The organism is Helicobacter bizzozeronii (genome assembly GCF_900196775.1).
In the GTDB taxonomy this organism is placed as follows: domain Bacteria; phylum Campylobacterota; class Campylobacteria; order Campylobacterales; family Helicobacteraceae; genus Helicobacter; species Helicobacter bizzozeronii.
The window spans coordinates 1-23,211 of record NZ_FZLB01000065.1; the positions used below are offsets into that span (position 1 = coordinate 1).

Here is a 23,211-nt window from a genome sequence, read left to right on the forward strand (position 1 = left end):
CCCCAAGAAGCCCCAAGCACACAACAGCCACAGCCCACCCCCCAAGCCACATCTGAGTCAGAGCCGGGCATGGCGTTCTCCATTGAGGACTTATTACCCGTAGAGAGCGATCACGATGAACACGATGGGGTGGCTATGGAGGATTCTAAGCCAACTCCCCCAGCAGAATCCGCCGATTCTCCGGTAACGCATGCCAATGCCATGCATGCGGATATGTTGCAAGACTTAGTCCAAGAACACTCCCCCAAAGCCCAAGATTTAATGGACAGCACTGGGGAGAATTTGGGCGATCTAATGCACTCTGTAGTTGATGGGAGCGCGCAAAACTCAGATACAGAGCCTAAACCTGCACAAAGCACACCCCCCCTAGAGGCAGAAGCACCCGCCCCCCCACTAGAACCCACCCCTGCTGCAAAATCAGAAGTAACACTAGAAGAATCAGAGCTTGGAGCACAAGCCCATACAGAAACTGCCACTACAGAGCCCCCCGTTGTGCAGCTGGAGCAGAGCGGACTTGATATACAAGAGATCCCTACAGATTTGCAAGAACTAACCCAAACCCATTTGGCTGATGAACCCACAGAGGAGCAACCAGCCCCTATCTCTGCAGATGTGGGAGATGCCAAGCCAGCAGAGTCCTTAGAATTGGAATCTGAGATGCCAAAAGCACTAGAATCTGCAAAACCAGCAGAACCAGCCCTCTCCCAAGAGGCAGAACCCATAAACAAGGCAGACACACACACCGAGCCTAGCACAGAGGCACAAGAGCCTAATCAAGCCCATCCAACTGCCCACAGCGACTCTATGGAACAACCCACAGACTCCCAAGAGCCCACTACAGAGTTAGAGGCATTGCCTGAAATGGACACGCCCAAGATAGAGGAGCTAGCCCCCTCCCAAGAAATGCAGGGAGACTCCCTAGAAACGCCTAGCTTGGAGGATTCTATAGAGGCTATGGGTGCAGAACCAGCCCCCCCTATAGAGCCCTTAGAAGAGCCCTTAGAATTAGAAGCAAACATGTTATTAGAACCCGAAGTGTTGCAAGACACACCAGAGAGCATAACGGCTAGTATAGAGCCTATGGAAAACACAAGCACTTTGGCAGAACAAGAACCCCTTACACCCATGCCCCTAGAATCCCAAGAATTGCCAACGCCATTAGAATCCAGTGCAGAGCCAGCAGAACCCACACCTTTAGAAACTGAAGGGTTAGAGTCTGCATTAGAAACTGGGGAATTAGAGTCTGAGGGGGGGGAAACCAAGGCTGTAGAGTCAGAGGTTACGCCCGAACAAGAGTCAGAACCTGAATTGGCAACAGAGGAGCCACACCCACAATTAGAGGGCATAGAGGAGTTAGAATCCCTAGAATCCCAAGAGTTACCAATGCCATTAGAATCCAGTGCAGAGTCAGCAGAACCCACACTTTTAGAAACCGAGGGGTTAGAGATTGGGGAGTTAGAGTCTGAGGGAGAGGAAGACAAGGCTGTAGAGTCAGAAATGGCACTAGAACAAGCAGAGTCAGAGCCCGAATTAGCAGAACCAAACTTAGCAACACAGGAGCCACAGCCACAATTAGAGGACGCAGAACAAGCCCCACCCTCCACCCAAGATGTGCCCGGTAGCGTGTTAGCACAAACCCACCCCAAAACCCCAGAACCCCAAACAATCGAGCACATTGAGGACATCCCAACTGCTGTGATGACCAGCGTGATGGATGGTTCTTATGAGGAATCGCTCAAATCTCAAGAAGGGGCTAAAGAGGCTATTACCCCACAACAAGCAGAGCAACAACTCACCCCCCAAGCCCCGTCCACAGAAGCACCCACACAAGCAAGCGCACCAGCCACCATCACCCTAAACACGCTAGATTTGCAAACCCTTTTAAAAGATTTGCCCATCGATCCTAAGATTTTAGAAAATAAGGTTTTGCGTATCCAGTTGGTCGATAAAGAATGAGCGACCACGCTTACCAAATCTTGGTTTTAGCCGGTCCTAGCGGCTCGGGCAAAAGCACACTCATTAAACACCTGCTCCAAAACCTCCCAAATGTCTATTTCTCCATCTCCACCACCACCCGCACCCAAAGAGAGGGCGAGATAGAGGGGCAACATTATTATTTTGTGAGCCAAGAGGTGTTTTTAGCGGGCATTGAAAACCAGCAATTCTTAGAGTGGGCACGCGTGTATGATGATTATTATGGCACTTCTTTAAAGCCCATCCAAGAGGCTTTGCAAGCCAAACAATTAGTTTTATTTGATATTGATGTGCAAGGGCACCGCAGTGTTAGGGCACTCTATCCTAAAGCCACTTCCATTTTTATCACCACCAAAAACGCCCAAGTGCTCCAAGATCGTTTGGAAAAACGCCAAACCGATAGCCCCGCAGTCATTGCTAGGCGCATGGAGAGTGCTTTTAAAGAACTCCAAGAGGTGGATTTATTTGACTATGTGTTGGTTAATGACAATTTAGAAGAGGCTAAAGAGATGGTGTTGAGCGTGGCTAAAACCTTGCGCTATAAACAACAGATGTTCCCTAAAGATGCACTTTATCGGGCGTGGAGCGGAAACTAGGGTTTTCAAAGTAAGAATGTAGTAAAATAAAGCCCATTTAAAAAATAAAGGATATTTATGGGTGGTTTTACCAGCATTTGGCATTGGGTCATTGTTTTATTTGTGATTTTACTTCTATTTGGTGCTAAAAAAATTCCCGAGCTAGCAAAGGGTTTGGGGAGCGGGATTAAGAATTTCAAAAAAGCCATTAAAGAGGACGAGGAAGAGAGCAAGACAAAACCCGAAGAGGTTAAGGTGGTGGATAGCCCCCCGCCCGCACAACCCACAACAGCCACACCCAGCCAGCCCCAACACGCAACTTCTAGCGATACCCCTAAGCAACATCTATGATGCACCAAGCCATCAAAACCCTTTTAGAACGGGTTTTGGGGGTGGAGATCATCTTAGAGCACCCCAAAGATAGGGATTTAGGGCATTATGCGAGCGTGGTGGCGTTCTCTTTAGCCAAGAGTTATAAAAAAGCCCCCAAACTCATCGCTTTGGATTTAGTAGAGCGTTTAAAGCAAGATGTGGAGTGCCAGAAGGTCTTTAGACGCATAGAAGCTTTAAATGGCTACATTAATTTCACCCTCCAAGAGAGTTTTTTAAATACGCTTTGTGATAGGGCTTTGGCTTTGGGGCAGGATTTTGGCAAAGAACAAGCCAAGCAGGAGAGCATTTATTTAGAATTTGTGAGCGCTAACCCCACTGGTCCCTTGCATATTGGGCATGCACGCGGGGCGATTTTTGGGGATAGTCTGTGCCGTTTGGGGCGTTTTTTGGGTTTTAAAATGCACCCTGAATATTATGTCAATGATTTGGGCGTACAGATTAAAATGCTAGGTCTTTCGGTGTTTTTAAAAATCCAAGAGCTAGGGGGGCTTGGAGTGGAATATCCAGAGGGGTGTTATCAAGGAGGATACATTGTTGAACTAGCCAATATGGCTTTAGAGCGTTTTGGCAAGGCTAAGTTTCACGATCAGAGCCAAAAAGAGGCGTGCATAGCCGAGTTGGGCGAATTTGCCAAAAATTGCATGCTTGTTGAGATTCAACAAAGCCTAGAGGAGCTGGGCGTGTGCATGGATGCCTATGTGAGTGAAAGGGCGATGTTTGAACGCCAAGAGCGGGTGTTTGAACGCTTACAAGAGGCTCATGGGATTTATGAGAGTGAGGGGAAGATGTGGCTTAAATCCAGTGCCTTTGGGGATGAAAAGGATCGGGTGGTCAGAAAGGCTGATGGGAGCTTCACCTACATCGCTGGGGACATCACCTACCATGACTATAAATTTGCGCAAAACTACGATCGCTACATCAATATTTTTGGAGCCGATCACCATGGCTATGTGGCGCGCATTAAAGCCGCCTTGCAATTCTTGGGCTATGATTCGCATAAATTAGAAGTCTTGCTGGTGCAAATGGTCGCATTGCTCCAAGAGGGCAAGCCCTACAAGATGAGTAAGCGCGCAGGTAATTTTGTCTTACTCAAGGATGTTTTACAAGATATTGGCAAAGATGCCCTGCGTTTTGTGTTCTTAAGCAAAAAGCTAGACACGCATTTAGAGTTTGATGTTGCTAGCCTCCAAAAGCAAGATAGCAGCAACCCCATTTTTTATATCCACTACGCCAATGCACGCATCCACACGCTGCTTAATAAGTTTTTAGAAAAACCCACAGCCAGTTTGGAAACCATCAATGCTAGCCCCCTAGAGAATCTCCCCAAAGTGCCCGCCCATTTGCTCTTTAATGCGCTCAATTTGCCAAAAGTCTTGCAAAGTGCTTTTGAAGATCGCGAGTTGCAAAAAATCTGTGATTACCTGCAAAATTTAGCCGCTAATTTCCACAGCTTTTACAACGCACACCGCATTTTAGACACACCCGAAGAATCCAAATACTTAAAACTCTGCCAAATGGTGAGCTTGAGTTTGACAACCGGGTTAAAGATTTTAGGAATAGAAGCTAAAACAAAGATGTAAGCAACGGGCGGAGATAAGGAGGGGGAGGTTACCCCGCCCGTGCTGACCGGAAAAACCGATCGAACGCATTATACCTAAAATTTTTGCGTTTTTCTCTTAAATTTTCTAGACCCTTAAAAACTATGTTATAATAAATTTAAGTTTAAGTCAAAAAGGATAAAAATGCGTATTTTGTTAGTTGAAAACAATGCCAACCTCAGCAAGGACATTAGTGCCTACTTGAATGAACGCAGTTTTCAAGTCGATGTGGCGGAGAACCTAGAGGATGGGGAATATTATATCAGTATCCGCAACTACGATCTAATTTTGATTAGCCTAGAGTTGAGCGATGGCAATGGCTTGAGCCTCATACCCTATGCCAAAACCAAACACCCCTCCATTGTGAGCATCATGCTAGCCAATAAAGCCAGCAGCGAGCAAGAGATTAAAGCGTTTAAAGAAGGGGTGGATGACTTCATTGTTAAACCCTTTGATTTGGGGGTTTTGGTCGCCCGCATTGAGGCACGGCTCAGGTTTTGGGGATCGAGTATCATTGAGATTGAGGACTTGGTGATTAACCCCGATGAAGAAAAGATCATCTACAAGGGCAAGGAAATTGAGGTGAAAGGCAAGCCCTTTGAGGTGCTCACCCACCTAGCCCGCCACCGCGATCAAATCGTGTCTAAAGAGCAACTCTTAGATGCCATTTGGGAAGAGCCCGAGCTAGTAACCCCCAATGTGATTGAAGTGGCGATCAACCAAATCCGCCAAAAAATGGATAAGCCTTTAGGCATCTCCACAGTGGAGACCGTGCGCCGTAGGGGCTATCGTTTCTGCTACCCCAAAAGCAGCACAGAGAACTAAAAAGAGATCACCCCAGCAGAGCCCAAGAGATCGGGTAAAATCTCTAGGGCGTTACTCACCTTACCCACTAAGACCTTATCGAGCACTTTAAAATGTTCTAAACAAGTTTGGCAGGAGAGGACTTCCACGCCTAGCTTTTCTAACTCTTCAAGCGCACGGATTGTCTCTGCATTGTCAATCAAAGAATTTTGGGTGCTTAAAAGCACGCCCCGATTTAAAAAAATGATCTTGGAGGGCAACAAATCGGCAGGCATTTTTAAAAGCGCGCCAATAAAGCCCGCCTCTACCTTTTGCCCTAGTTCCCCCTCGCCAATCTTATCGGAGGTGAAAAGTAAAATTTTGCGTGTCATGTTAGTCCTTTAAAACCAAATGGAGTAATCTTAAAAAAACTTGCTGTAATTTTTCCAAATCGCTTAAAGCCACCCGTTCATCAAGCGCATGGATGCGATCGTTTAACAAACCAAATTCCACCACCTCCACCCCAAAGGCACGCAAAAAGCGCGCATCGCTGGTGCCCCCCTTGGTGTTAAACTCGGGGGTGATTTGGAGTGTCTCTAAGATCGCGCGCTTGATTTGCATTGCCAATGGGGAATCTTGGGAGGATAAAAAGGGCTTGGAATTTGTGATAAGCTCAATATCACAAGGCACTTTGGCTAAGATTGTGTCTAAAAACTCTTGGATGTATTCTGCAGATGTGAGGGGGGAATTGCGGACATTGAAACGAATTTCTAAAGTTTTAGGCGTTACATTGCTGGCTTGTGAAACACTTTTGAGGGTGGTGATGACTAGCTTGGAGGGGGCAAAAAAATCATCTCCCTTGTCTAAAAGAGCTCCTGAAATAAGCATGAGTTTATCAGCGATGAGATCAATGGGATTCAAACAAGTTTTAGGGTAAGCCACATGCCCAGAAATGCCATTCACGACAATTTGCCCGCTAATAGAACCCCGCCTGCCTATTTTGACACTATCGCCCAAAGTTTCTGCACTGGTGGGCTCTGCTACTAGGGCAAAATGGGGCAACAAATTTTGCTCTTGGAGCACCTCTAGCATGTATTGGGTGCCATAGAGTGCCTCACCCTCCTCATCGCTGGTGAGCAAAATAGAAATAATGGCATTAGGAGGGTTTTCTTGCTTGCAAAAATCATGCACAGCACACAAGAGTGCCGCCACGCCCCCCTTCATGTCCTGTGCACCCCGCCCATATAAAAACCCATCCTCAATCACGCCCCCAAAGGGATCAACACTCCAGCCCTCTCCAGCAGGCACGACATCAATATGCCCGGCAAAACAAAAATGTAAGGGGTTATCACAAGCCCCCAATCGTTTGTATAAAAATAAATTTTTCACCCCCTCCTTGTCCGCACGCACCACCTCAAACCCGGGAAACAAGGATTGGATAAAATCAAAAATGCCCTCCTCTTGGGGCGTGATGGTTTTAAAAGTGATGAGCTCTCTAGCCAACCAAACGACATTTAACGGATTCACAAAAGAGCCTTAGTGTGGTTTTTATGGTGCAAGTGGATATAAAGGTGCAACACTTCTAAATTCGAGGGGGTGATCCCGCTGATCTGGGAAGCCCCAAATAAATCTATAGGACGGAACTTATTAAGCTTTTCTTGTGCCTCCAAGCTCAAGCCGGGCAGGTCAAAATCAAACCCATCGGGGATTTTAGTTTGCAACATCGCCTCCATGTGCGCAATCGATGCGCTTTGTTTTTCAATGTAGCTTTGGTATTTGCATGCGATCTTGACTTGCTCTAAGACCTCTAAATCCAAACCTTGCAAGCAGGGCAATAATTTAGGCATGTCCTCTAAAGTTAAGCTGTCCCGCCCGACCAAAAAAGCCCCATTGCATTTATCATTAATGGGGGCTTGATTCAAATTCTGCAAGATTTGCAAGGTCTGCTTGGTGGGGGTAAAAGACATCTTTTGTAATTGCTCTAAAGCCTGCTCAATTTGGCTTTGCTGGGTGCGTAATTGGGGGTAATCACCAATCAAGCCTAGCATGTGGGCATAAGCCCCCAATCTAAAGCGCGCATTGTCCTCTCTAAGCAATAGGCGGTATTCCGCACGCGAGGTGAACATGCGGTAGGGCTCTTGTGTGCCCTTGGTAACCAGATCATCAATCATCACCCCAATATAAGCCTCATTGCGTTTTAAAATCAGGCTGGTATGTGGGTAGTCTAAGTTTTGGCGCACATGTTCTAAGGACAAGCACGCATTAATCCCCGCCATCAACCCTTGTGCGGCGGCTTCCTCATAGCCAGTGGTGCCATTGATTTGCCCAGCCAAGTAAAGATTAGGGATTTTTTTAGTTTCTAAAGTGTGTTTGAGCTGCGTGGGTTGGGCAAAATCGTATTCAATGGCATAGCCATAGCGCGTGATCTGGGCGTGCTCTAAGCCCTTGATGGAGTGGATCACTTGCTCTTGAATTGCAAAGGGTAAAGAGGTGCTCAGACCATTGACATAGTATTCGCTGGCACTCATGGTTTGGGGCTCTAAAAAGAGTTGGTGGCGTTCTTTGTCTTTAAAGCGGAACACCTTATCCTCAATGCTGGGGCAATAACGCGGTCCCACGCTCTCAATTTGCCCGCTAAACATCGGGGCTAAATGGAAGTTTTCTTGGATGAGGGCATGGGTTTTGGCATTGGTGTAGGTGATAAAGCAGGGGAGCTGTGTGGGGTTAAAATTTTGCGTGCGGTGGCTAAATTTGGGCGGGGGGGAATCACCCATGTGCCTCTCCAAATCGCTAAAATCAATGCTAGCGCCGGCTAATCTAGGGCATGTGCCCGTTTTGAGCCGCCCCATCTCTAGCCCCAAAGAAGCCAAATTCAAAGAGAGTTGCACCGATGCGCTCTCCCCAAAACGCCCATTTTGGCTTTGGTGCTTGCCAATATGCACCAAGCCTTGTAAAAAAGTGCCCGTGGTTAAGATCACCCTTTGGGCGTAATATTCCTTGCCTAAAGCACTTTTAACCCCCACCACCGCCCCATTTTCCACCAAAAGCCCCTCCACCATCTCTTGGGACACGCTCAAATTAGGGGTGCTTAACACCAAATTACGGGCGTTAATGCGGTAAGCATCCATGTCAATTTGCGCCCGTGTCCCACGCACGGCTGGACCCTTAGAGGCATTCAAGGTGCGTAGCTGTAATGCGCTTTTATCGCTCAATATGCCCATCACCCCACCCAAAGCATCGACCTCTTTGACCAAATGCCCCTTACCTAGCCCCCCAATAGCGGGGTTACAGCTAGCCAACCCGATATTTTCAATCAGCAGGGTTAATAAATGCACCCTAGCCCCCATTTTGGCTGCCACAATGCAGGCCTCAATGCCGGCATGCCCCCCGCCCACAACGACAACATCAAACATGGCTGATCTTAGGGGGGTTAAAGGCACTGAGTTTGGGCAAAGGGCCTTTATATTTTTCGATATTGACTAGAGCTGTGTGGGCGATGTTGGCATTGGAGAGTTTGGAGGCGCTCATATCCAAAGTGAGCACATTGGCACACCCGCTTTTACAAAGCCCCTTAGAATCAGGATCATACCATGAACCCTCACACAAACGCACCACACCCGGGCGGATATGCGCGCTCACATGCGCTCCAGCTAGCACCTCCCCACGCTTGTTGAACACCCGCACCACATCGCCATGCTGGATACCTAATTTTTTAGCATCATGGGTATTGATCAGCAGGGGTTCGTGATCATGGATGGCGTAGGTGTGGCGTAGGCTGGTTTGGCATAGCTGGGAGTGGAGGCGGTATTTTGGATGGCTGCTGATCAAATGGAAGGGGGCTTGCTTGGTGGCATTGCCCAACCACTCAATGGGCTCAAACCATGTGGGGTGGGGTTTGCAATCCTCATAATTGTATTTGGCAATGCTTTGGGAATAAATCTCAATCAAGCCCGAATCGGTGCCCAAAGCGTTTAAAATCGGGTCCTCAATGAAGTCGGCATGGCGTATCCATTCCATGCTCTCCGCATTGGGCTCAAAGGCAATTGGCTTGTTCTTAGCCCAAAATTCCTCAAAACTGGGCATGGGCATGGCAAAGGCTGCTCCAAAGCTTTGGGTTTGTTTGAGGGCATTGTTGTAAAACTGCTTGATCCAATCCTTGGGTTGCTTGCCATGGTCGCTATAGATGTCATAGAGGGCAGGATCGTAGATTTTACACAGATCGCAAAAGATTTGGTAATCATCCTTGCTCTCCCCAACGGGCAAGATGGCTTGTTTCATCGGCACAATGTGCATGTTGGAATAATCCCCAGTCATGCTGATGTCATCCCGCTCGTAGGAAGTGGTCGCTGGCATGACAATGTCTGCCATCTTAGCCGTGGGAGTCCAATAGATTTCATGGACAACAACGGTGCGTGGTTTGCACCACGCACGCACATTTTTATTGGTATCTTGCTGGTGCACTAAGGGGTTACCCCCCACCCAGTAAAGAAAATCAATATCAGGGTAGGTGATCTTACGCCCATTGTGATCGATGCTTTGGCCCGGATTTAAAAGCGCATCTGCAATGCGTGCAACGGGCAAGGATAGGCCCGCATTTTGGCGCAACCACTCCTCAGCATTGTGATCGCTATGATCTTTAGCCAAACCTTGAAACTTGCCCTTTTTCCAAAGCCCTAGCGATCCCACATCCAGCCCAGAGATCACCCCGCCCTTACAAGTGGGCACGCCTCCATTGCTATAATGGTAGCTCAAACCAAAGCCCCCGCCCTTGCTCCCAATTTGCCCTAACATCGCACAGAGGGTAACAAGCATCCAATGGGGTTGTTCGCCATGGTGGGCGCGTTGCATCGCCCACCCGCTCATGATCATGGTGGGCTGATCGTAAAAGGACTGGGCTAATTTTTCAATGGTGCTTGATTTGATTCCACAAATTTGGCTAGCCCATGCCACATCTTTTTTAACCCCATCTTCTTTGCCCTCCAAATAAGCCAAAAACCGATCAAAACCAGTGGTGTAAGTTTCTAAAAATTTGTAATCAACCTTTTTGATCGCCACCAAGTGGCTGGCCATGCCCAACATCAAAGCCACATCGGTATTAGGGCGTGGGGCAACCCATTGGGCGTTTAAGAATTTAGCCGTGTCTGTATAGACTGGATCGATACAAACCACCTTGATCTTGCTTGCCTTGAGCTTTTCAAAGTAGGCAATCCCTCTTTGATCGCTAGCAGTGTAGGCAATGCGCAAAGTGGCGAGCGGATCAGCCCCCCAAATCACCACACATTTAGAATGTTGTAAAATATTCTCCCATGAGGTTTGTTGCTCATAGACTTCAATCGATCCCATCACATAGGGCATGATCACCTGAGAAGCTCCTGTAGAGTAGTCCCCCAGTCCGCCCACAACCCCCCCTGTAAGGTTTAAAAAGCGTTGTAATGCGGTGCGCGCATTTTGCATATTCCCAGTGGATTTCCAACCATAGCTCCCCCCATAAATGGCATTAGCCCCCTTGCTCTCCCTTGTTTTTTTAAGTTCGTGGGCAATGAGCTTTAAAGCCTCTTCATAACGCACCCGCACAAAAGGGTCTTTGCCCCTTAGCTCTGCTCTAGGGTGATCGGGGTTTTCTAGGTAGGATTTGCGCACATAGGGGTATTTTACCCGTGAGTGGTAGGCTAAATCGGGGGTGTAGTGTTGCAAGGGGTTATCCATTTGGGTAACCTTTTCTAAAGGCGCGCTTTTGATAATGCGCCCCTCTTTGATGGTGAGCTCTAGCATGCCCCAATGTGCAGCACTCACGACCTTACCATCCCTCACTAGCCCAGACTTGATAAAAGTTTGGGGTTTTTGGCCCAAAGCAAGAGAGGGGGCAAAGGGCAATACACCCAAGCACCCCCCTAATTTCAAAAATTTACGGCGATCTAACATGCTAACCTTTCAAGGATTTTTGCTATCTTTGGCATTCTTTTGCAAATACTCAATCACCAACCAATGATCTTTTTTGTCTATACCTGTGCGGCTAGCCATCGACTTAAAGATAGAGGGCCACGCATTGGCATTAAACTCATGGGTAGCATGCAGGGCATGGCAAGTCCCGCAGTTATTGGTGAATAATTCCTTGGCATGGCTAAAGAGTGGCTCATCACTGGATACAAAGTCCTTTTTGTCCGCCCACACCTCTAGGCGCACCTTATCCCATTTGCCCATCTTAGAGGCTTCTTTGCTCTTAAACTCCAAAGGTGTGTTTTTAGCAAAGGCAGCAACCAAAATCCGTTGGTGATCATTAAAGTAAAGAGCAAAAGGGGCTTTGGGATTGACATACCCCTCCAAACTGATTAACACCCTCTTAGGGGTGCTTTGCAAAACCTCAAACCCATTTGTGGGTAAAAGTTTGCCCACCACCTTAGAATCCTCTGGGTGCAAATAGAGAGCCACCACCTCTGGCGAATAAACCACACTCTTAGCACACAAAAAACCCATACCCACCAAAAAAGCAATTAAAAAACCTCTCATCTAAAACTTTCTAAGACATTGGATTCTCAATACTAGTTATTGTATTGTGAAAAGACTAAACGATCACTTAATGTGGTTGTTACTAAAAAACACTATTTGGGGTGCTTTCAACAAGATATTAAGCCTTGTATTATCCTGTATCGCTCGCCTTTTCTAACCACTTGACATTTCACCATTTTTATCGCTTGTGAGGGCTAAATGTGCCTCTGCCCCGCACCAATGCACTTTGCCTTAACTTGTGCCCGTGTAAATCTCAAATTGCCCATAAATCGTGCTTATCAAAGCAATTCTAAAAGACACCTTGACAAATATTGGGCATTTATTTTTGCTCTTAATGGTGGTGATCGTGTATTTTTCTAATTTTGATGGTATTTTTAAAGCTAGCTTGGATATTATGACCACTTCTTAACATTTTACAAAAGGCAAACGATGGTTTTGAAAAAGATAATAATGATCGGTGGTCTGTGCGCATGCGTCTATCTGTCTAGCTTGAGTGCTGAAGAGAATGGATTATATGTGCAAGGGGGGTTTGAGTATTCTAATTTCTCTGGGAAACAGATAAAAAGCGAGACATCTTATACATTCCCAAAAGATGGGCAACCTTGTTTTGTTGGGAATGGTCAGCCCTTACCCGGATCCTCCACAATGTGTATTTATAAGGGCTCTGCTAATATATACGCCTACAATGGCAATCTTTATGGGGCAGATATCCAGTTTGGCTATAAGCAGTTCTTTGGCAATAGCAAGCACTTTGGGTTGCGCTACTATGGCATGTTTAGTGGGCAGGGAGGGGTTTTTAGTTCCATTAATGGGGATATTGTCAATCAAACCTCTGCCAATCTTTTTTACGGCGTGGGTATTGATGCCCTTTTCAATTTTTATGAAAGGGATAAACGCACTTTTGGGCTCTTTGCGGGTGTGATGATTGGGGGGAGTTCATGGCTTATGGGTAAAAGCACCACTCCGGATAATTGCTAATGGACTACGGCCAATTCTAATGATAAAACGCAAACTTGTTTAACCATGAATCAAAACTACGCCCAACAAGCCCAAGACATCAATGATCCTAAAAATGATATGGGGGCAAGAGCCAAATTCTCGCCCACCTTTGTGCAATTCATTTTCAATGTGGGCTTGCGGACTAATTTGACCAAGCACCAAGGTTTTGAATTTGGCGTGCGCATCCCCACTATCGATGACCCTTACTCGAGCATAAAAAGCACAAAAAATGATAGCAACGCTCTTGGTGGTGGCACTGGCTCCACAAGAACCTTCGCCTTTAGACGCAATGTATCCCTCTATTGGAACTATGTTATCAACTTCTAAGAATCTTTGTGTGCTTTGACTCATCTGCTAGTGTCTGTCCAGCAAAGTCCTAGAGAGAAACACCATGCGGTGTTTGCTAAGGAATTTTTTATTGGTGGGGCACTAGAATTAGTAAAAAGTCTAGGAGTAAAACATGGCAGGTTTCCAATCCCCTGTTAGCATTAATGAGGCGATGCAAAAGATTAAGAGCAGAGAGTATCTGATCCCCGCATTCCAAAGGGAGTATGTTTGGGGACCTGAACAAGTGGCTAGACTATTTGACTCCTTAATGCGTGGTTACCCCATTAGCTCGATGCTCTTTTGGGAAGTCAAGGATGAGAGCAAGAAATCTTGGAAGTTTTATGACTTTTTGCAACATTTTAGACCCGTGCATAAAGTCCATAACCAACATTTTGAAACCGCGGGGCACAAGGATTTTTACGCCATTTTGGACGGGCAACAAAGACTCACTTCTCTTTACTTAGGACTATTTGGGCGTTACGATATCCACAAACGCAACAAGAAATGGACAAATGAAGATAAAAACTTCACCAGTAACTATTTGTATTTTAATCTCACCCAAAGCAGACCCACACAGCTTTCTGATGTGGGATATGAATTTTTGTGGCTCGAGCGCGACAAGACAGAAGCCGTGTTTGGAGATGAACATGGGCAAAAATGGTTTAGATGTGGGGCGATCTATGATTTTAAAAACTTGGATGAAGCCTTAGATTTTGCAATAGAGCAAGGGCTTAATAAAGAGGAACGCAAACGGCTATTGGATTTCTTCACCTTGATTTTTAACACGCCCGACCAATCCAAGATTAATTTTTATTTGGAGACAGATCAAGACCCAGAAAAAGCGGTGAATATCTTTATCCGCATCAATTCTGGAGGAACAGCGTTGGGGTATGCTGACATTCTCTTCAGTATTGCCATTGCCAATTGGAAAGAGATCGATGCACGGACAGAAATCCATGATTTAGTGGATCAGATCAAGAATAGAGGTTTTAATGCCAGCAAGGATTTGATTTTAAAGGGCTTTTTATTTTTGTTCCACAATGACATCCGCTACCAGATCAAGAGTTTTGACAGCGGTTTTATCCAAAGGGTCGAGCAAAAATGGAAAGCGATTAAAGTTGCCTTTTTGGAAACATTTGAGTTGCTCGAAAGTTTTGGTTTGAGTGGGGAAACACTTGGGGCGCATAATTTAGCCTTGCCCCTTGTTTATTACATTTACCACCAAAATTTGAGCGATCAAATTGTCCATTCCATAGGGCAGCAGGATAACAGAGCCTCCATGAAGACTTGGGTTTTACGCGCCATTGTGTTTAAACCTTTAGGGGCGAGTAGCGACACAACCTTATCTAACATGCGCAGGGCTTTCATTAAAGAATTTAATGCCCAAAGTGGTGTGTATTTTGACCAAGCAAACATGCCCTTCCCCCAAAAAGCCATCGAAATAGAGGGCAAATACCACCAAAATGTGGATTCAGAGTTTTTAGAGAATAATGTCTTGTTTGTGCGTTTTAAAGACCCTAAAGTCTTTGCTCTGCTCGCCTTGCTCTACCCTAACCTAGACTACAAGAACAACAACTTCCACAAAGACCATTTACACCCCCAAAGTGCCTATGCAAAATACCAAAAGCTCTCTGAGCAAGGGGATTTTAAGCCCTTTGAAATTTATGACTCCCTTGTGAATCTCCAAATGTTGGATAAGCATGAAAACACATCTAAGAACGCCAAATCTTTAGAGCAATGGGTCGATGAGAATTGCGGGGGTGATAGAGAGGGCTTTTTACAAAGGCATTTGATCCCCAATACAGATTTATCGTTGGAAAATTTTGGTGGTTTTATAGAGGACAGAAGGAAGCTTTTAGAAGACAAATTTATGGAAATCCTCAACAAGTAATTGCCCTTAAAATCGATAAGGATTTAAGCCCAGACTGGCACAGGAGTAACAAAATGCCCAATCAGATGATTAAGCGCTACTTCCCCAAGACAAATGCCGCACTTAAAGCACTTGTAAAAGATGAGAATGTGCATTTAGGCGAGATTGATGTGCGTGGGGTCGAGGATATGAGTTTTGTGTTTTCCAACCATGAGTTTGATGGGAATGGTGACATTAATTTCAACACAGATTTTGAACGCCAAAACTTCAGAGGCTTGGAGACTTGGGATGTCAGCCATGTCAAAAATATGGCGGGGATGTTCTGTGGCTTGGGATACTTTAACCATGACATCTCAAATTGGGATGTATCCAGTGTTACCAATATGCATTCGATGTTCCGTGTGTGTATCTACTTCAACCAGCCTTTGGAAAAGTGGGATGTGTCCAGTGTTGCGGACATGCGTTGCATGTTCCGTGCTTGTAAAGAGTTTAACCAGCCCTTGAATGCTTGGGATGTGTCGGGGGTTGTGCAAATGGAGTCTATGTTTGCTCTTTGTGATAACTTCAACCAACCTTTAAATGATTGGGATGTGTCCAAAGTTACGAACATGCATGCGATGTTCTCTGAGTGCCACAGCTTCAACCAGCCTTTAGAAAAATGGGATGTGTCTAAGGTTACAAACATGCATAAGATGTTTTTGGGGTGTTTGGAATTTAACCAGTCTTTAGAAAATTGGGATGTCTCTAGTGTTGGTGAAATGATGGACATGTTTTCTGGCTGTGATGTGCTTGAAAAATTGCCAAAATGGTATCTTAAAAGAAACAAGGGAGAGAAAGACTGATTGCCCATAAGGGCAAACCAAAAGGGTTGTTCTCCAGTTATGATCTGACTAAAACGATAACCCGCCTCTTAAGAGAGGACTCTCCCATAAATCTCTGGATGCGTGCTTTTAAAACGGCGGTGGAACCAAAACCAACTCTCAGGGTGTTCTCTAATGATCTGCTCGCTCAAAGTGGCTTGCGCTTGGGTGGCTTCTAAAATATCGGCTTGGGCGTCCTCAGTATTCTTGGCTCTAATGGGGGGGTAGTAGGTGGCTGTAAAATGGCTATAGTCTTCGTTAAAATCGATAATCACCGCTACGATGTCAATGTTATAACGCCTGGAGAGAATCGAGGCGATGGTGGTGTGCATAACCTCTTGTCCGAAGAATTGCACCACCACACCCTCTTTGGGTGAGATATTTTGATCGATTAAGATTCCCACCAAACCCTTACCTTGATTGTAAATTTTCAAGAGTTCTTTAAACGCCCCGATTTTATTGATGAATTTCACCCCAAAAGCCTCGCGCCTTTTAATAATCATGTTGTTAATGGGGGCAAATTTGGTCAAACGCCCCAAACAGCCCCGCGCATAGTGGCTATAATATTGCGCTAAAGAAGTGCCCACCGCTTCCCAGTAGCCAAAATGCATCCCCATCACCACCGCCTGCCCATTTTGCGCTAGGGAATCTAAAACATTTTGTTGATCAATGAGGGTAAAGCGTGCATCGTATTGAATCTTGGGCAAGAAGATCACCCGCACGCTCTCTAGGATAATGAAGGCAAAATTGCAATAAGCGCGCTTGATAATGGCTTGTTTTTCTGCCTCGCTCTTGCTATCCCCAAAGGCAAAATCTAAATTAGCCTTAGCATCAAAATAACGCCGTTTATCTAGCTTAAACATCGCAAAGCCCAAGCCCCGCACACAGCCCACAAAGCATTTATGGGGCATTTTGGCTAAAACCCAGCCCAAAGCATTAACCGACCACTCCACAATGTGGATACAAAAAATACGCCACTCTCTGAGCAAGCCTTCTTTTAACATGATGACCTTTCTAATACCTGCAAAATCGCCTCTTTGATCGCAAGGGGGGGGATGTTTTGGATGGAAAAATCCTTTTTGTGGTAATTGGCTTGTGGGTTGCCACACAAAGAGATATGCCGTTCGCCCTCTAGGCTAAAACGCTTGGGGGGGGTGTTGCCATAAAGTGTTACAGAGGGGGTTTTAAGCGCCCAAGCCAAATGCACGATGCCCGTATCCCCGCCCACCACCACGCTAACCAAAGAAACTAGGGTTTTGACCTGCTCTAAATCCATGCGGGGGAGTAAGATCGTGGGTAAGTGGGGGCTTAGGGTTTGGTGGAGTTTTTGGGCTTCTTGGGGGTGGGCATGCCATAAAATCGCCACGCCCAAGTTACAATCTTTTAATAAAAGCCCCAATTCATAGAAACGATCTAAGGGGTAGGTTTTGGTCGGCTTGGAGCTCTCCAGCACGAATAAAATACAGGGTTTGTCCCCTAGCTCTTGGGTAATGGAGGGGCAAAAAAAGGCTAGGTGGCGCTCATTTAAAGTTTGCTCCCAAGTTTGGGGGGGATAAAGCACGCTCAAGCCCTCTTGTAACACCCGTTGGTTGCGTTTTAAAATGTGCTCTTGGTAGGGGATTGGCACCTTATGGGTGTAAAAGAGGCTGGCAATGGGTTCTTTAATGGAGCGTGCATCAAAGCCCACAAAGCGTTTGGGGGATTTTTTAGCCAAAAAAAGCCCAATGAGGGCGGATTTAAGCAAGCCCTGCATATCAATGATGAGATCAAAAAGCCCCAAATGGCGTAAATTTTTATAAAACTTCCCAATGGCAAAGGGGTTTTTAGAACGCAGGGTTTTTTTATAGGGCAGGGCGTGCAATACATCAATGTAGGGGCAGTTTTGTAGCAAAGGCGCAAAGGCTTCATCAATGAACCAATGAATTTGTGCCTTTGGGTAATGCTCCTTAATAAAGGGCAAGAACACCGCACTCACCACCACATCGCCCAACGCTGAAAGCCTAATGATGGCGATGTTCATGTAAATTCAATGCTTAGGGGGATGGGCTGGACAAGCTTAGCGACCGCCTCTTGGCAGAGATAAAAATTTTTTGGGCTTTTGATGTTGAGGGTTTTATTCTTGAGGTTATATTGCGTGTCTTTGGGGACACCAATCAAGCAGAGGGCTTCGGCTAACCCCAAGATGAAACTGAGCCACTGTAAGGTTAAGATCGGGGGCATGATAGAATTAATATGGGCGATATTGCTATCTTTGGGGATTTTTTTATGGCTGAATTGCACGAGCAAGCAGATAATGGCGCGATCTTGGTGTGAGAATCCATAGCTCAAAGAGTGCAGACTCAAATAAGCCCCGTGTTTGTGCGCGTCATAAAAGTTTAAAACCTTGCCAATGCTGGAGAGTTGCCCAGCGATCTTAAGGTGGTAGAGGTATTTATCCCCAATGCCATGCAAAGGTTTTAAGACCTCAAAGAGTTTGCTACACGCTTTTTTGACCTCTTGGCTGTGTTTGGAGTGGGGTAAAAAACGATCCAACAAGGACAAGATCGAGGGGTTGATGTTATTGGGGAAGGTGTGGTTATGATTGCGGAGCATGTCGCTTAAAAACACGCCCTCACGCACGCCCACCCCGCTAGTTACCACCATTTGGGCGTTAAAATGCTCCAAGAGCATGGTAAAAATGAGAGTCCCACTCCTGATGGTGTCTTGGCGATCCGCACTCACGCCCAAGCCCTCTAAGTCCTCCTCGGGAGTGTGGATGATCTCTTGCATCAAAGCCCAATTTTGCTTAACGCCCATCTCAAAGCCATGGATAACATCGATGGGGTAGTTATTGTGCTGCATCACCACCTTAGCCAAAGCGCGGATCGTGCCCCCCACGCCAAAAATATGGGTGGTCTTAAAATGGGCGGGGATTTTTTGCATCTCCTCTCTAATAAAGTCCTTAGCCAAACTGGCTTTGAGGTGCTTGTCAAAAAAGAGTTCTTTTAAGCGGATCGTGCCCAGATTAAGCGAGATCAAATCTTTGATCTTGCCATTTTCAATCAAAGCGCATTCGGTGCTCCCCCCGCCAATATCAATGGTGATCCCATCTTTTTGGTGCAATAAATTCGCACACGCCACGCCCCCATAAAAGGCTTCTTTATAGCCATCAATCACCTTAACTTGCAGATCGCATAGGCGTTTCACCAGAGCGACAAATTCCTTAGAGTTGGGCGCATCGCGCACCGCACTGGTCGCCACGCAGAGGATTTTACGACTCTTGTATTTTTGGGCGATCTCTTTAAATTCATTAAGAGCCTTTAATGCCCGCTTCATGGGGGCTTTTTGTAACTCTCCCTTATGCCCGTAAGTGCCTTGTGAAATCCGCACCTTAGATTTGATCTCATAGAGCAAGTAAAATCCAAATTGGCTGGTTTTTTTGAAAATTGCCATGCGCACCGAGTTGGACCCGATGTCGATGACAGCCGTGATCTTTGCCATGGCTAATTTTCGTCTTGCAGAGCCTGGTATTTTTGTTGGAGTTCTTCGGGGCTTTCTGTGTTATGGGGGTCGGGCACGATCGCATCCACCGGACACACGCTCACACAACCGGGTTCATCGCTATAACCCACGCATTCGGTGCAACGATCGGGGTCAATGCTGTAAATCGGGTCATTTTCATCAATGGCTTCTGTGGGGCACTCCTCACGGCACGCATCGCACGCAATACACTCTTGGCTGACTAATAAAGACACGCTTTACCTTTGTAAGATTTTGATAAGGGTTTTTACCCAATCCTTGCTAAAATTTTTATAAAAATACGCTTGGAGATTGTTATGATTTTTGTGCGTGTCCTTGCTCAATTTAACAAGGGCTCTTAAGCGTGTTTTTTGCTATAATGTAAGCTTATCTTAGCAGAGGATGGTGCATGGGGGCAGATATTTTAGACAAAATCCATGAAAAGGTCGATGATTTACTGGTTAAACTCGCTCTCTTAGAGGAAGAAAACAAAGAATTACAGCTTAAAAACGCCACACTGGCAACCCAAAATGAGGAAAAAGATCGCCAACTCAACGCGCTCTATGAAGAAATTGCCGCCAAAGATAAGGGCTTACAAGAACTTTATGACAAAATCTTAAAAGTCATTGATGTATGACGGATTCTAAATTTGGCGAAGTGATTGAGATCTCCATAGCGGGGAGGCGTTACAAAATCACCCTAGATGATCGTTGTAGCCAAGAAACACTAGAGGAGATTAAACTGAGTTTTCACAACAAAGAGATCGAGCCTATCGAGCTCTTTAAAGCCCATATCAAAAAAATCCAAGAGATCGCCCGCTTGAATGCCAAGCTCCAAGAACTCCTAAACAAAATCCCCTAATTTACTTGACACTCCCCATATCGCTCACTTTACCCCACATGAGGCGGTATTTGCGTTTCATAAACTCCACTTCCTCGCGCACTTTGGCTAATTCCTCTTGCAAAACCGCGATTGTTTTTTTGTCCTCCTCATAGACCTCTTGCATGTCAATCACCGCATCTTTTAAAAACATGTTTTCATTTTTATAAGCGTTGATGGTTTCATCTTTAGCCCCCACCACCTTATCATGCAAGCCTAAAATGGTGTTGATGGTTTTTTCCACAAACACCGGGTCTAAATTATTATTCATGCTTTCTAGCAAGGCGGGGTAACCTGCTTTAGCCGCTGGAGTTACATTCTTGCCCACCATGCGTTTGGCCAGAGCTTGGGCAGCACTATGCAAATCCACCCAAATGCGTTCCTCATCGTGCTTGCTCACAATGCTCTGTTCTTCAATGAGGGCTAAAACCCGCTCTTTGGGCAGTTTAGAAATCTCTAAAAACTCCTCTAATTGAATCCAAGTGTTTTCTTCTGGTAGTTCCATATCAACCTCCACGCAATGTTTTGATCGCCTTCTTAAGGCTCTCAACCAAGTAATCCACATCCTCTAAACTGTGGCTGTAATGCAAACTCACACGCAACCAACCCGGCTTTTCCCCTCTCTCTTGCAAAGCCCCAAAGCTACTATCCTCAAGCCCCAAGAGATCATGCCCATAGGGTCCGGCACAACTACACCCCGCCCGGGTTTCAATGCCATAATCATAGCTGAGTAATTGCGCCAACGCATAGCAAGACACCCCGCTTGCATTAAACGCCACATTGGCTAGCCTTTGGGCTTGCAAATTGCCATAAATGCTAATAGCCGGAATCTGTTTCAAGGCATGTATAAAGACTTTAGAGAGCATGCTTTCTCGTGCTTTGATATAGGCTAATCCTAACTCATTGCGTAATTGCAAAACCAAAGCCGCCCTTAAAAGCTGGGTTAGCCCATAAGTGCCAAACTCTTCTCTTAAATCCACCGCATCGATGTATTCTTGATCGCTCCGACTCACATACTTGACCACCCCGCCCCCACTAAAGCTGGGGGGTAATTGCGTGTCAATGAGATTCTTCTTAATCCCCAAAAGCCCACAAGCCCCCACCCCACCTAAAAATTTATGGGCGGCTACAAAGCATGCGTCTAAATTTAAATCCCCCAAATTCTGGTGGGGCGCAAAAGCGGCCAAATCAAAGGCTAGAGTTGCCTTGTATTGTTGGCAAAGTTTAGAGATGGACTCATAGGGGACAACAAGCCCGGTTACATTGGAAGCAGCCCCGATAGAAACAATGGGGGTTCTAGCATGCTTTAAGGCTTTTTGCAAAGCCTGCTCTAAAGATGGCACATCAAACAAGCCCGCATCATTGAGTGGCAAACGCACCACCTCACACAAGCCCTCCCGCCAACTGATTTCATTGGAATGGTGCTCAAAGGGGCCGATGATCACTTGTGGCAAGCCTGAGTCCTGTATTTGGAGCAAGTGCCTAGCCTTAGGGGGGATATAAACCCCCAAAATTTCTTGAAAACGCTTGATGGCATGGCTAGCCCCAAAACCACTTGTTAAGATCACAAAATCCTCCCCTAGCCCCAAACTCTTTTTAATGCTCTGCTTGCTGTGCAAATACACCTCCTGCATCCAATCTGCATGCTTGGAACACCCCGAGTGGGCGTTGGCATAAAAGGGTAAGAGTTTGGCTAGGCGTTTTTCAATCAGGGTGCTAGCCAGCCCTGAGGCTGTCCAATCAAAGTAACGCACGCCCTTTTTGAGCACCACGCTATCACGGATTTGGGCAAGTTGTTCTTGCTTGCTGGTGGGGGCTAAAAGGGGCGCAAAGATCGAGTCTAAAAACCTTTGGCTGGACTTAGGAGTCTTTAAAAGAGTTTGGGCCATGTGAGCTTGGCTCCCCCTAAGATATGGAAATGCAAATGGGGCACTTCCTGCCCGCCATCTGCGCCAATATTGGTAATAAGGCGGTACCCGCTCTCTTTGATCCCCAATTTGGCGACCACCTCCAAGATAAACGCACTCATGTTAGCCATCAGTTCTGGCGTGATGGCATTAAAATCTTTCACGCCCACTTTGGGGATCACCAATACATGGATGGGGGCTTTGGGGTTGATGTCCTCAAAGGCTAAAAATGCCTCATTTTCCAACACTTTTTGGCAAGGAATCTCCCCTGCTATGATCTTTTCAAATACATTTTTGGCCACGCAAAACCTTTTTTATTAATTTGCCTTATTATAGCTGAAACTAGCGGATTTGATAAGCCCTAGATTTAAAACCGCTGGCTAAGGCAAAGGCACGATGGACAAAATTGTTTAATTCAGTGCAAAACGGATGGGCACATCAGGGAGTCGTTCATCATTGGGGTAATCTAACCCGGCAATATCCCCGCAAGTTTCGCGCAAGGGCAAATTTGGGGGGACTAAATCCCGCCTCAAATAGCTCACTTCAAAGACATTGCAAAAGAAGCGTTCTTGGATGTAGAAAAAATGCGTGCAACAATTATTGTAGTGTAGATGGATGGGCTGAAACGCTTGGTGGAATTTTTCCAAGATGGCGAGGTGTTGCTGGGTTTGTTTGAGTTTGCGCGGATCGCACCAGTGGAACTCAATGATGATTTGTGCAAAATATTTTTCAAGAATACTAAAATCCAATTTTTCAAAAATATCCCATTCAGCCCCCTCAATGTCAATTTGTAAAATATTGTGCAAGCTAGGATCAAAGCTGTGATCTTGCATGATTTGCTCTAGCGTGGTGGTTTGGTGATCACTTTGTGTGCCCACAAACTTTTTGTGGAAAAGGATATTAGGGTGCACATAGGGACCTTGATCAATGCTGGCATCATATTGGAGGACCAAGTAACCCATGTTGGCCATCTCTAAATCCCAAGGGGATGATTCGCTCACCCCTAGCGAAATAGCCTTGGGTTGCTTCTCAGAATTGGGG

The 23,211-nt window shown here is 46.0% G+C and carries 22 protein-coding genes and 1 pseudogene; 10 read left to right on the forward strand and 13 right to left on the reverse strand.

Annotation, left to right across the window (positions count from 1 at the left end):
- The 5 genes from C5684_RS07345 to hsrA all read left to right on the forward strand — a co-directional run.
- Positions 1-1,956 (forward strand): prolipoprotein diacylglyceryl transferase (locus C5684_RS07345; protein ID WP_233708703.1); only part of this gene is annotated, 1,956 nt, incomplete at its 5' end.
- Complete coding sequence (gene gmk, locus C5684_RS07350) at positions 1,953-2,570, forward strand: guanylate kinase (protein WP_104639897.1); 618 nt, start codon at positions 1,953-1,955, stop codon at positions 2,568-2,570. The genes C5684_RS07345 and gmk, both read left to right, overlap by 4 nt.
- A gap of 57 nt (positions 2,571-2,627) precedes the next feature.
- Positions 2,628-2,900 (forward strand): twin-arginine translocase TatA/TatE family subunit, encoded by a 273-nt coding sequence (gene tatA, locus C5684_RS07355; RefSeq protein WP_104628984.1) that lies wholly within the window; start codon positions 2,628-2,630, stop codon positions 2,898-2,900.
- On the forward strand, positions 2,900-4,522 hold the full coding sequence (argS, locus tag C5684_RS07360) for an arginine--tRNA ligase (protein ID WP_104639912.1): 1,623 nt from the start codon (positions 2,900-2,902) through the stop codon (positions 4,520-4,522). The genes tatA and argS overlap by 1 nt, the downstream gene beginning before the upstream one ends.
- 162 nt (positions 4,523-4,684) lie before the next feature.
- A complete protein-coding gene (gene hsrA, locus C5684_RS07365; protein WP_104638701.1) occupies positions 4,685-5,365 on the forward strand; it encodes a homeostatic response regulator transcription factor HsrA in 681 nt (226 codons plus the stop codon).
- On the opposite strand, the gene C5684_RS07370 is transcribed toward hsrA, so the two are convergent.
- The 5 genes from C5684_RS07370 to C5684_RS07390 are packed head-to-tail and all read right to left on the reverse strand — an operon-like array spanning position 5,362 to position 11,830.
- Positions 5,362-5,715: a hypothetical protein gene (locus tag C5684_RS07370; protein ID WP_104639898.1), complete on the reverse strand. Its 354-nt coding sequence runs from the start codon at positions 5,713-5,715 to the stop codon at positions 5,362-5,364. The genes hsrA and C5684_RS07370 overlap by 4 nt on opposite strands.
- Before the next feature lies 1 nt (position 5,716).
- Positions 5,717-6,850 (reverse strand): succinyl-diaminopimelate desuccinylase, encoded by a 1,134-nt coding sequence (gene dapE, locus C5684_RS07375; RefSeq protein ID WP_104639899.1) that lies wholly within the window; start codon positions 6,848-6,850, stop codon positions 5,717-5,719.
- Positions 6,847-8,736 carry a tRNA uridine-5-carboxymethylaminomethyl(34) synthesis enzyme MnmG gene (mnmG, locus tag C5684_RS07380; RefSeq protein WP_104639900.1) on the reverse strand — a complete coding sequence of 630 codons (1,890 nt, stop codon included), beginning with the start codon at positions 8,734-8,736 and terminating at the stop codon, positions 6,847-6,849. Before mnmG ends, dapE begins: the two co-directional genes overlap by 4 nt.
- Positions 8,729-11,245 (reverse strand): molybdopterin guanine dinucleotide-containing S/N-oxide reductase, encoded by a 2,517-nt coding sequence (locus tag C5684_RS07385; RefSeq protein ID WP_104639901.1) that lies wholly within the window; start codon positions 11,243-11,245, stop codon positions 8,729-8,731. Before C5684_RS07385 ends, mnmG begins: the two co-directional genes overlap by 8 nt.
- 9 nt (positions 11,246-11,254) lie before the next feature.
- Entirely contained in the window at positions 11,255-11,830 is a 576-nt protein-coding gene (locus C5684_RS07390) for a cytochrome c3 family protein (protein ID WP_104639902.1), read from the reverse strand.
- Between the two features lie 645 nt (positions 11,831-12,475).
- Here C5684_RS07390 and C5684_RS07395 point away from each other — a divergent pair.
- The 3 genes and pseudogenes from C5684_RS07395 to C5684_RS07405 all read left to right on the forward strand — a co-directional run bounded on the left by C5684_RS07395 (position 12,476) and on the right by C5684_RS07405 (position 15,868).
- Positions 12,476-13,156, forward strand: a pseudogene (locus C5684_RS07395) (outer membrane protein).
- 133 nt (positions 13,157-13,289) lie between these two features.
- A complete protein-coding gene (locus tag C5684_RS07400) occupies positions 13,290-15,047 on the forward strand; it encodes a DUF262 domain-containing protein (RefSeq protein ID WP_104639903.1) in 1,758 nt (585 codons plus the stop codon).
- Positions 15,048-15,100: 53 nt separating this feature from the next.
- Positions 15,101-15,868, forward strand: a complete 768-nt coding sequence (locus C5684_RS07405) for a BspA family leucine-rich repeat surface protein (RefSeq protein ID WP_104639904.1) — start codon at positions 15,101-15,103, stop codon at positions 15,866-15,868.
- 68 nt (positions 15,869-15,936) lie between these two features.
- Here C5684_RS07405 and C5684_RS07410 read toward each other — a convergent pair whose 3' ends face one another.
- From C5684_RS07410 to C5684_RS07425, 4 genes are read right to left on the reverse strand one after another with little or no spacing between them, the layout of a single operon-like run.
- On the reverse strand, positions 15,937-16,890 hold the full coding sequence (locus tag C5684_RS07410) for a lipid A biosynthesis lauroyl acyltransferase (protein ID WP_104639905.1): 954 nt from the start codon (positions 16,888-16,890) through the stop codon (positions 15,937-15,939).
- Positions 16,884-17,906, reverse strand: coding sequence for a lipopolysaccharide heptosyltransferase I (waaC, locus tag C5684_RS07415; RefSeq protein WP_104639906.1), 1,023 nt, complete (start codon positions 17,904-17,906; stop codon positions 16,884-16,886). Before waaC ends, C5684_RS07410 begins: the two co-directional genes overlap by 7 nt.
- Complete coding sequence (locus C5684_RS07420) at positions 17,903-19,366, reverse strand: Ppx/GppA phosphatase family protein (protein WP_104639907.1); 1,464 nt, start codon at positions 19,364-19,366, stop codon at positions 17,903-17,905. Before C5684_RS07420 ends, waaC begins: the two co-directional genes overlap by 4 nt.
- Before the next feature lie 2 nt (positions 19,367-19,368).
- Positions 19,369-19,620: a YfhL family 4Fe-4S dicluster ferredoxin gene (locus tag C5684_RS07425; protein WP_006017408.1), complete on the reverse strand. Its 252-nt coding sequence runs from the start codon at positions 19,618-19,620 to the stop codon at positions 19,369-19,371.
- Between the two features lie 173 nt (positions 19,621-19,793).
- Between C5684_RS07425 and C5684_RS07430 the strand changes: the two genes are divergently transcribed.
- Positions 19,794-20,021, forward strand: a complete 228-nt coding sequence (locus C5684_RS07430) for a hypothetical protein (RefSeq protein WP_006017409.1) — start codon at positions 19,794-19,796, stop codon at positions 20,019-20,021.
- Positions 20,018-20,245 (forward strand): hypothetical protein, encoded by a 228-nt coding sequence (locus C5684_RS07435; RefSeq protein ID WP_104629716.1) that lies wholly within the window; start codon positions 20,018-20,020, stop codon positions 20,243-20,245. Before C5684_RS07430 ends, C5684_RS07435 begins: the two co-directional genes overlap by 4 nt.
- A 1-nt stretch (position 20,246) precedes the next feature.
- Here the strand turns inward: C5684_RS07435 and C5684_RS07440 are convergent, their stop codons facing one another.
- The 4 genes from C5684_RS07440 to C5684_RS07455 form a co-directional block, all read right to left on the reverse strand.
- A complete protein-coding gene (locus tag C5684_RS07440) occupies positions 20,247-20,768 on the reverse strand; it encodes a DUF3972 domain-containing protein (protein ID WP_104639908.1) in 522 nt (173 codons plus the stop codon).
- Position 20,769: 1 nt separating this feature from the next.
- Positions 20,770-22,152: an aminotransferase class V-fold PLP-dependent enzyme gene (locus C5684_RS07445; protein ID WP_104639909.1), complete on the reverse strand. Its 1,383-nt coding sequence runs from the start codon at positions 22,150-22,152 to the stop codon at positions 20,770-20,772.
- Positions 22,134-22,472, reverse strand: a complete 339-nt coding sequence (locus tag C5684_RS07450; RefSeq protein WP_104639910.1) for a histidine triad nucleotide-binding protein — start codon at positions 22,470-22,472, stop codon at positions 22,134-22,136. The genes C5684_RS07445 and C5684_RS07450 overlap by 19 nt, the downstream gene beginning before the upstream one ends.
- Before the next feature lie 108 nt (positions 22,473-22,580).
- A partial coding sequence (locus C5684_RS07455) for an FkbM family methyltransferase (protein ID WP_324761469.1) occupies positions 22,581-23,211 on the reverse strand: 631 nt, incomplete at its 5' end.

What these genes read in the sequence shown, in the direction of transcription:
- C5684_RS07385 (WP_104639901.1), bottom strand. Translation starts at nt 11,245, where the DNA reads ATGTTAGATCGCCGTAAATTTTTGAAATTAGGGGGGTGCTTGGGTGTA.
- C5684_RS07400 (WP_104639903.1), top strand. Translation starts at nt 13,290, where the DNA reads ATGGCAGGTTTCCAATCCCCTGTTAGCATTAATGAGGCGATGCAAAAG.
- waaC (WP_104639906.1), bottom strand. Translation starts at nt 17,906, where the DNA reads ATGAACATCGCCATCATTAGGCTTTCAGCGTTGGGCGATGTGGTGGTG.
- gmk (WP_104639897.1), top strand. Translation starts at nt 1,953, where the DNA reads ATGAGCGACCACGCTTACCAAATCTTGGTTTTAGCCGGTCCTAGCGGC.
- C5684_RS07405 (WP_104639904.1), top strand. Translation starts at nt 15,101, where the DNA reads ATGCCCAATCAGATGATTAAGCGCTACTTCCCCAAGACAAATGCCGCA.
- C5684_RS07410 (WP_104639905.1), bottom strand. Translation starts at nt 16,890, where the DNA reads ATGTTAAAAGAAGGCTTGCTCAGAGAGTGGCGTATTTTTTGTATCCAC.
- C5684_RS07440 (WP_104639908.1), bottom strand. Translation starts at nt 20,768, where the DNA reads ATGGAACTACCAGAAGAAAACACTTGGATTCAATTAGAGGAGTTTTTA.
- tatA (WP_104628984.1), top strand. Translation starts at nt 2,628, where the DNA reads ATGGGTGGTTTTACCAGCATTTGGCATTGGGTCATTGTTTTATTTGTG.
- C5684_RS07370 (WP_104639898.1), bottom strand. Translation starts at nt 5,715, where the DNA reads ATGACACGCAAAATTTTACTTTTCACCTCCGATAAGATTGGCGAGGGG.
- mnmG (WP_104639900.1), bottom strand. Translation starts at nt 8,736, where the DNA reads ATGTTTGATGTTGTCGTTGTGGGCGGGGGGCATGCCGGCATTGAGGCC.
- C5684_RS07430 (WP_006017409.1), top strand. Translation starts at nt 19,794, where the DNA reads ATGGGGGCAGATATTTTAGACAAAATCCATGAAAAGGTCGATGATTTA.
- hsrA (WP_104638701.1), top strand. Translation starts at nt 4,685, where the DNA reads ATGCGTATTTTGTTAGTTGAAAACAATGCCAACCTCAGCAAGGACATT.
- C5684_RS07445 (WP_104639909.1), bottom strand. Translation starts at nt 22,152, where the DNA reads ATGGCCCAAACTCTTTTAAAGACTCCTAAGTCCAGCCAAAGGTTTTTA.
- C5684_RS07420 (WP_104639907.1), bottom strand. Translation starts at nt 19,366, where the DNA reads ATGGCAAAGATCACGGCTGTCATCGACATCGGGTCCAACTCGGTGCGC.
- argS (WP_104639912.1), top strand. Translation starts at nt 2,900, where the DNA reads ATGCACCAAGCCATCAAAACCCTTTTAGAACGGGTTTTGGGGGTGGAG.
- C5684_RS07435 (WP_104629716.1), top strand. Translation starts at nt 20,018, where the DNA reads ATGACGGATTCTAAATTTGGCGAAGTGATTGAGATCTCCATAGCGGGG.
- C5684_RS07390 (WP_104639902.1), bottom strand. Translation starts at nt 11,830, where the DNA reads ATGAGAGGTTTTTTAATTGCTTTTTTGGTGGGTATGGGTTTTTTGTGT.